Origin of the sequence: Collinsella sp. LCP19S3_B7 (assembly GCF_052121795.1) — a bacterium.
Classification (GTDB): Bacteria; Actinomycetota; Coriobacteriia; order Coriobacteriales; family Coriobacteriaceae; genus Collinsella.
This window is the reverse complement of sequence record NZ_JBQKDO010000028.1, coordinates 1-8264: the sequence shown is the minus strand read 5'-3', so window position 1 is coordinate 8264 and position 8264 is coordinate 1. Positions and strand designations below refer to the sequence as shown.

Genomic DNA, 8264 nt, shown 5'->3' with positions numbered 1-8264 from the left:
GCTGGCGCCGCCCGCCTTCGCTGCGTCGCTTCGCTCCTTGCGTGCTGCGCTGGAAAACGCTTCGCGTTTCCTCAGCTCCGCACCCTGTCGGGTTCGAATCCCGGCGTTGGGTAGAAAAAAGCCCGCCACCGCGGGGGTAACGGGCTTCTCGTTTTAAATGGTGCCCCCAGCGGGATATCCGCGTGCGGCTGGCGCCGCCCGCCTTCGCTGCGTCGCTTCGCTCCTTGCGTGCTGCGCTGGAAAACGCTTCGCGTTTCCTCAGCTCCGCACCCTGTCGGGTTCGAATCCCGGCGTTGGGGTAGAAAAAAGCCCGTCACCGCGGGGGTAACGGGCCTCTCGTTTTAAATGGTGCCCCCAGCGGGATTCGAACCCGCGATATCCACCTTGAAAGGGTGGCGTCCTTGGCCGCTAGACGATGGGGACAGCGGGAAAGAGTATAGCAGACTTTTTTATCCGTTCACATATCGTTGGCAAACTGGAAAACCACCACACAGGAGCTGGCCCTCTCCCCCCGATCTTCAAAAATCTCAATCTATAACATCTGGGCGGGTAAATCGGCCTTATCTGTTACAGATTGAGACAAAATGCAGGCGTCGGGACGAACGTCTCAATCTGTAACAGTAAGACGACCTTTGGTGGTCTAGATGTTACAGATTGAGACAAACCGCTGGGACGGGTCAAAACCACCACAAAGGTGCCTGTCCCTTTGTGGTGGCGGGGCGTTAGGGGAGGAGCTTCATGGCGGCGTCGTGGGCGGCGTGCTCGTAGGTGTCGTCGAGGGGCTTGAGCGGCAGCAGGGCGGCGGCCTGTGCATCGCCACGGCGCTCAAGGGCATGGGCGATGAGCCAGTCGGCGAGCTCGGGGTTCTTGGGCAGTGCCGGTCCGTGTAGGTACGTGCCGATGACGCCCTTGTAGATGAGGCCCTCAAAGCCGTCGTCGCCGTTGTTGCCGGTGCCCGTGACGACAGATGTTCCGAGCGGCGTGGCCTCTGCATCGAGCAGGGTGCGGCCGCCGTGGTTCTCGAACCCCACAAAGGGCTCGGGTGCCAGGTCGGTCTTGACGGCGACGTTGCCTATCAGGCGGTCGGAGCCGCGCACGGTCTCGGCGGCGATGACACCTAGGCCCTCGATGCGATTCTCGCCCATATAGTACGAACGACCGAGCAGCTGATAGCTGCCGCAGATAGCGAGCAACGAGCCGCCGTCCTCAACATATGTCGCAACCTTGTCCTTTTGAGCGAGCAGCTCGTGTGCCACAGCCAACTGATCGCGGTCGGCACCGCCGCCCATCATGACGATGTCGGCGTCGGTAAGATCGAGCGTCTCGCCCATGCGGACCTCGTCCACGCGCGCGGGAATGCCGCGCCAGGCGCAGCGGCGCTCGAGGGCGATGACGTTGCCGCCGTCGCCATAGAGGTTGAGGGCATCGGGATACAGATAGACGATGCGCAGCGGGCGCGGAAGCTCGACCGGCGCAATATCGGTGGGGACGGCGCTGCCATCGGTGCGTGTTACGGCGCAGGAGGCAACCGAGCTCGCATCGGCGTCTTTAAGTCCGTCGAGCTCTTTGACCAGCGGCGGGAATGCCGTGTAATTGGCGACGGCGTAGAAGGAGTCATCGGCGGCCTCATCTGCCACGGCGCCGATCGCCTGCTCGATATTCGAGATGATGGCGGCGTCGATGCCGGCGTACTTCAGGCGCACCTGCATGTCGTGCGCGCGCGTACCCCCGGCAAAGGCGATAAGCCCTGGGGTATCGGCGATGCGCTCGAAGTCGACGTCGTAGATCCACGAGACATCGTGGCCGTCGGCGTCGTTGTCATTCAGGAAGAAGGCGCAGAGTCTGCCGCCTGCCGTTTTAATGGACTGGATCTGGCGATCGAAGCCCACGGGATTTTTGGCCAGGTTTGCCTCGACGGTGCGGCCGGCAATCTCCCAGCGGCCCATGCGTCCGCCGGCGGGGACGTAGGCATCGAGCGTGGGCTGCAGATGCGCTGCGTCCACGCCCAACTCGCGCGCCGCAAAGAAGGCGGCGGCAACGTTGTAGACCATGTACAGGCCGTTGTAGCGTGTGGCGATGTGCGTGGCGGGCGCTTTTGCCTCGGGTCCAAAGGTCAGGTCAAAGCCGTAGCCGTCGCAGCCGAGCTCAACGCCTGTCACGCGACGGACCAGCGCGGGGCGACTCCAACCGCACGAAGGACAATGATAGGCGCCGAGCTGGCCGTACTGCACATAGTCGTACTCCAGCGGCGCGTTGCATTGCGAGCAAAAACGCGAGTCGCTAATGCGATCGGACTCGGTGCCCGTGGCGCCGTCGATGCCAAAGGCGATGCTCATATTGGGGACGCGTGCGGCGATCGAGGCGCAGAGCGGGTCGTCGGCGTTATAGATGAGCGTCGTTGCCGGCGAAAGCTCCAACGCGTGGGCGATGACGTCCTGGGTGTGGTCGATCTCGCCGTAGCGGTCCAGCTGGTCGCGGAACAGGTTGAGCAGCACAAAGTACGTTGGCTTGAGCTTGGGCAAGACGCGCACCGTGTAGAGCTCGTCGCACTCAAAGACGCCTACGCGCTTGCTGCTGGCGGCACGCTTAAGATCGCTGCGGCCCTCGAGCAGGGCACCCACCACGCCCGGCTCCATGTTGTTGCCGGCGCGGTTGCATACCACGGTGGCGCCGCTGGCGGCAACGGCGTCGGCGATGAGGTTGGAGGTGGTGGTCTTACCGTTGGTGCCGGTGACCACCACGCTGCGGTCGACAAGGCTCGCGAGGTCGCTTAGCAGCTCGGGGTCGATCTTCATGGCGATGCGGCCGGGGAGTACGCCGCCCTGGCGCTTAAGGATGGAGCGCAGCCCCCAGCGGGCGATATCGCTCGAAGTGCAGGCGAGAGATGAGCGGAAGTTCATGAAGCCGTTCCTAACGTGAATGACATGGTCATGGCGAGCGTGCCGTTAAAAGCCATAACGGCGCGCAAATTCCTGGGCAAGCCGCGATACGTCTTCGCAAGCGTTGGCCCAGGGGGCAAAGTCGGGAGTATCCGAGATGATACCGTCGGCCTCCCAAACTGCCTGGTGCGAAAGGTCCCAGGGGTCGTGCGGCTCGGGCCGGCAGGGAAGGTACGGCGTCTGATACATGGGGTTCAGCAAAAAGAACGCGCCGCCCTCGCAGCGGTTGGCAAACTCACGCAGGGCGCGTGTCGCCGGGCGCATCTTGTTCGTTTTGAACAGCAGGATCGTGCGGGCGAGTAGGTACCAGGGGGAGTTCTCGAGGGCATCGGCCCCCATCTGCTCCTCGAGCTGGTGGGCCAGGGCAAAAAAGCCGTCCTCGTCTTCCAGACGAGCGAGGGCGAGTAGCACGGTGCCGGCAGCTCGGGTGGGATAGCCTTCCGCCTTAAGAACACGGCGAGAATAGTTGACGGCAGCACGGTAGCGAGCGCTCGCCATGCACAGCTGCGAGATGGCCTCGAGCGTGTGGAGCCACCCGATAAGCGCCGGCTCGCTCACGGTGAGATCGGCCGCCGTCACGCCGTCTGCCAGCACCTTGTTGGTCCAGTAGTGCGGGGCCTCCATATCGAATCCGGGCACGCTTTGCCGCAGGTAATCGGCTGTGGTCGCCTCGAGCTTCATCAGGTCGCCCAGGCAGGCGTCGACGGGCGTGTCCGCCAAAATGATGGCAAGCAGATGGGCATCGAAGACATACGCATCGACGCGGACGATCTTGAGCAGCTCATCGCGCATATCGTCGAACAGGCGGTTGCGCGTCTGCTCAAACTCCTCATCGCTGCCCATATCCTCGATACGATGGAGCTCGTCGAGCAGGTGGCGGTGAACGCCGGCATAGGACAGCAGCGCCTGGGCATGCTCGGTCTGCGCATACTTATGAGGGTTGACGCTCACATCGTTATGGACAAGATCGCGTGCTGCATCGGTGAGTTCGGGGTGCGACGCAACGTAGGCGCGCTCCAGGTAGGCGGGGATGTAGACGCTCGGATCCATTAGAGGTCTCCTCCCTTAAACGGCAAGCCCTGCTCGGCCGCCCGCAGGATGCGCTCGTCGATCTGGGAACGCACGATATCGTTGGTGGCGACCCAGGCGGCAAAGCTGGCGTTGTCGGGGGCGCCCAAGCCCTCCTGCAGTACCGGCGTCGCTTCGGACAGCGCAAGGACAAGCTCGTCGGTGGAGCCCACGCCCACGTTGACGCGGGCATAGACGCCATCGGGAAACTCGGTTTGAAAGTAAAGCGCCTCGGCTGCGTGCGGGCACGAGCGCGCAAGGATGCGCAAGTAGTGTTCGGCGCCCTCGTAGTCCAGCTCGCGCCAGGCAGCGCTCATCAGCGCGATGAGCGTCCACGGGTCTAAGTCGCGCTCTGCGTCCTTGGGACGACGGCGCAGCGGCGTGTTGGCAAGATAGGGGACGGAGTGGGCAGAGCGAAAGCGTTTGAGCTCCTCGGCGGGGTATTCGAGTTTTGCCATGGCGAGCATCGCAGTGTGGCGGACACCGGCCGGATCGTTGGGGGCAAAGTCCAGGCTGCGGTTTGCGGTTTCGAGCGACAGGCGGTAACGGCCGCTAATGAGGGCGCGCGACGCAAGGGCGGCAAGCCAGCGCAGGTAGGGGCGGCGTGTAAGGTCGCCTGCGGCCTCGCGCTCGTAGGGGTCCTGCGCCGAGGCGATCTTGAGTGCCAGGTCGTGCTCGACTTCATCGCGCTTGGATACCAAGTACTGTACGTACTCCTCGTTGGAGTTAGCGGTGAGGGCGGTCAACATGCGCTGAGCGTCCCAGTTGGTCGGGTCGAGTGCGGCTGCCTCGCGAAGCATGTTTTCGGCAGCGGCCTCTTCTTGCTCTGCCTGGGTATCGTCAGGGATAAAGGGAATGCGGTAGTCGACAGCCTCGACTACCTTGGCAATCAGATGTCCGGCGCGGTCGCGGTCGTGCACGATGAGCGGCGCGGGGTTGCGGGTGAATTGTTCCATCAGACGCTCTACGGCAGGGCCGTCGGTGAGCGGGATATTGTCGCGGCGCAAGGCCTCAAGAACGAGGCGATGGCAATCTTCTTGAATGGGATCGAATGCCATGGGGCCTCCTTTGCTGCGGTTAGGGTTCAAATGTCTCTATATAAGGTTCTAGTTTACCCGCATGAGGCACATTGGGAGTGCCGCACTTGGACATGCACCTTTGCACCACGAAGACGGATGTCGCACAAATGTCGGCACCTTGGACGACCGAGTGGTATCACGGTGCCGCAAACGGTCGATTTTTGGCGGCGAACGGTGTGTCTTTTGGAGGGGCACAGTCCTGCCCTGGATATGTGGTCAACCTTGATAAAACGTTTGCCCAGCTTGGGAGTATGAATGCCGCATAAGGGTCTTCAGGGATAGAAAAAACGTTTCATCATTGTCGACTTTCGGTAAATAACTGACCAACCAGAACGGTAAAATAATATTTGTCTGAGCGTTGAGACGTTTAGACATCGCGCATTGTCATCGCCGGCAACGCGCAAAACGGTCCTAACGGAGCCAATCGGGTGCTCCGTTATATACGCAAGTCTAAGAGGGGCTTGTTTAGGAGGCACAGTATGGGACGTTTTACCAATCCTCGCGATCTGTACTTTGGTGAGGGCGCTCGCCACGAGGTGAAGAACCTCAAGGGCAGCAAGGCCATCATCGTGACCGGCGGCGGCTCCATGCGCCGCGGCGGTTTTTTGCAGGACGTCGAGGCCGACCTTAAAGAGGCCGGTTTCGAGGTCAAGCTGTTCGAGGGCGTCGAGTCCGATCCGTCCGTCGAGACGGTCATGAAGGGCGCCGAGGCCATGACCGAGTTCCAGCCCGACTGGATTATCGCCATTGGCGGTGGCTCGCCCATCGATGCCGCTAAGGCTATGTGGCTGTTCTACGAGTATCCCGAGGAGACCTTCGAGGAGGCAGTCGTCCCGTTCTCCTTCCCGGAGCTCCGTCAGAAGGCTCACTTCTGCGCCATCTCCTCTACCTCCGGCACCGCTACCGAGGTCACCGCGTTCTCCGTCATCACCGACTACGCCAAGGGCATCAAGTACCCGCTGGCCGACTTCAACATCACCCCTGATGTCGCCATCGTCGACCCCGAGCTCACCTACACCATGCCCGCCAAGCTGTGCGCTCACACCGGTATGGACGCCCTGACTCACGCCATCGAGGCCTACGTCTCCACCGCTGGTTCCATGTACACCGACGCCAACGCCCTGCATGCTATCCGCGAGATCGTCGAGTGGCTGCCCAAGTCCTATCAGGGCGATCATGAGGCCCGCCAGCACATGCACGACGCCCAGTGCATCGCCGGCATCGCCTTCTCCTCGGGTCTGCTGGGCATTGTCCACTCCATGGCTCACAAGACCGGTGCCGCCTTTGAGGGCGATCACATCATCCACGGTTGCGCCAACGCCATGTACCTGGGCAAGGTCATCCAGTTCAACGCCAAGGACGCTCGCGCCAAGAGCCGCTACGCCTTCATCGCCAAGGAGATCCTGCACCTCGCCGGCGAGACCGAGGACGAGCTGGTCGAGGCTCTGGTCCAGGAGATTCGCGACCTCAACGACAAGCTCGACATCCCGCAGGGCATCAAGAACTACGGTGCCAAGGGCGTGAAGGCCGACGAGTCCATCATCGATTACGATGAGTTCGAGGCTAAGAAGCACGACGTTGCCGCCAACGCCATCCTCGACGCCTGCACGGGCTCCAACCCGCGCCAGCCGTCTCAGGAGGAGATGGAGCAGCTGCTCGAGTGCGTCTACACCGACACCCCGGTCACGTTCTAATCGGCACACATTGTTCTGATAAGGGTCTCGCGCTCTGTGCGCGGGACCCTTTTTCTATGGTGCAATCTAACCTGTCCTCAATGCGCCAAGTTGCCACAAGGGGACAGGTGGCTTTGCACCAACCGTTGTTTGATGAAGGGCGGATTCTCGTATGGCGCTTCCTATGGTTTATGGCGGTCCCGGCCGGTATGTTCAGGGGCCGGGCGAACTTTCGCGTCAGGGCAGATATTTGTCATGGTTGGGCTGCGCTGCCTATGTCTTGTTTGACCAGGGCACCGAGGATCGGCTGTGCAGGCAGATCGTCGATGGATTTCTGGACGAAGATCTAAGCGAGCCGTTCTTTAAGATTTACAACGGTCCGTGTACGGAAGAGGCCGTTGTCGAAATGGCCAAGGAAGCCCAGGCTGAGTATTGCGACATGGTGGTGGGTATTGGCGGCGGCAAGATGCTCGACATCGCCAAGGCCGTTGCGTTTTATGCCGAGTTGCCGTTGTGCGTATGCCCCACGGCGGCTTCGATGGACGGTCCGTGCAGCGCGATTTCGGTGTTGTATCACGAGGATGGGTCGTTCGACCGCTATCTGATGCTCGAAAAGAATCCAGATTTGGTTGTGGTCGATACCGGCGTGGTCGCGGCGGCTCCGCTGCGTATGACGGTCGCTGGTATGGGCGACGCGCTGGCAACGTATTTCGAGGCGCGTTCGTGCGCCGCGGCGCACGGCGCCAACGAGCACGGTGGCGCGCCGGGACACTTGGCCTTGGTTGCGGCTCGTGCCTGCTATGACACACTCATGGAGTGCGGCGTCGCTGCCAAGCGCGATCTTAAAAAGGGTCGTATATCGCCGGCGGTTGAGCGCCTGATCGAGTGCAATATCCTACTCTCGGGCGTCGGCTTTGAGAGCGGTGGCTTGGCGTTGGCGCATGCTATCGCCAACGGCCTGACGATTCTGCCCGAGTGCAAGGCCATGCACGGTGAGGCCGTGGCATTTGGCCTGGTGGTGCAGCTTCGTTTGGAGCGCGCGCCCGAGCTTGATCAGGTGCTCGAGTTTTGCCGGCGCGTGGGTCTGCCGACGACACTCGAGGAGCTGGGCCTTGGCGAGATTTCCGATGCCGACCTGCTGAGCGTTGCGGACGCAACTTTTAAGAACGAGCGCAATATGGCTAACGAACAGGCCAAGGTGACCAAACAAAAGCTCGTGCAGCTCATGTGCGAGGCATAGCTTGGCGCTTGATTGACCTTGTGCAATCGAGGCGGCGATAGGCCATAGGCTATTTGTCGGTTGATTTCCGATCTCAGCCGAACACATTGAGCTGACGGCACGCTCCCGCAGTCAACCGAACGCCCCCGAGGTCCTATCCGGGACCCGGGGGCGGCATTTTCCCAGTTGAAGGAATGGTGGAGATGTGTTTCGATGGGTCCGGTGGCCATGCCCCGCCCGCCGCCCGGCACCTCTTCCCAGACTCAGCCGGACGGTCGGTCCGTCT

General features: G+C 61.7%; 5 protein-coding genes and 1 tRNA gene. 2 read left to right on the top strand and 4 right to left on the bottom strand.

Annotated elements, in window-relative coordinates:
- Positions 1 to 346: 346 nt before the first annotated feature.
- The 4 genes from ACTQW0_RS08335 to ACTQW0_RS08320 all read right to left on the bottom strand — a co-directional run bounded on the left by ACTQW0_RS08335 (position 347) and on the right by ACTQW0_RS08320 (position 5065).
- Positions 347 to 423, bottom strand: a tRNA-Glu gene (locus tag ACTQW0_RS08335).
- A 299-nt stretch (positions 424 to 722) separates the two neighbouring features.
- On the bottom strand, positions 723 to 2900 hold the full coding sequence (locus tag ACTQW0_RS08330; protein ID WP_441567750.1) for a MurT ligase domain-containing protein: 2178 nt from the start codon (positions 2898 to 2900) through the stop codon (positions 723 to 725).
- A 45-nt stretch (positions 2901 to 2945) separates the two neighbouring features.
- On the bottom strand, positions 2946 to 3989 hold the full coding sequence (locus ACTQW0_RS08325) for a hypothetical protein (RefSeq protein WP_441563750.1): 1044 nt from the start codon (positions 3987 to 3989) through the stop codon (positions 2946 to 2948).
- The gene (locus ACTQW0_RS08320) at positions 3989 to 5065 is read right to left on the bottom strand and encodes a hypothetical protein (protein WP_441567748.1); all 1077 of its coding nucleotides are present in this window, start codon (positions 5063 to 5065) and stop codon (positions 3989 to 3991) included. The genes ACTQW0_RS08325 and ACTQW0_RS08320 overlap by 1 nt, the downstream gene beginning before the upstream one ends.
- A 500-nt stretch (positions 5066 to 5565) precedes the next feature.
- Here ACTQW0_RS08320 and ACTQW0_RS08315 point away from each other — a divergent pair, with 500 nt between their 5' ends.
- A complete protein-coding gene (locus ACTQW0_RS08315; protein WP_117794788.1) occupies positions 5566 to 6780 on the top strand; it encodes an iron-containing alcohol dehydrogenase in 1215 nt (404 codons plus the stop codon).
- Between the two features lie 151 nt (positions 6781 to 6931).
- Positions 6932 to 7999 carry a glycerol dehydrogenase gene (locus ACTQW0_RS08310; RefSeq protein ID WP_441567746.1) on the top strand — a complete coding sequence of 356 codons (1068 nt, stop codon included), beginning with the start codon at positions 6932 to 6934 and terminating at the stop codon, positions 7997 to 7999.
- The last annotated feature ends 265 nt before the right edge of the window (positions 8000 to 8264 follow it).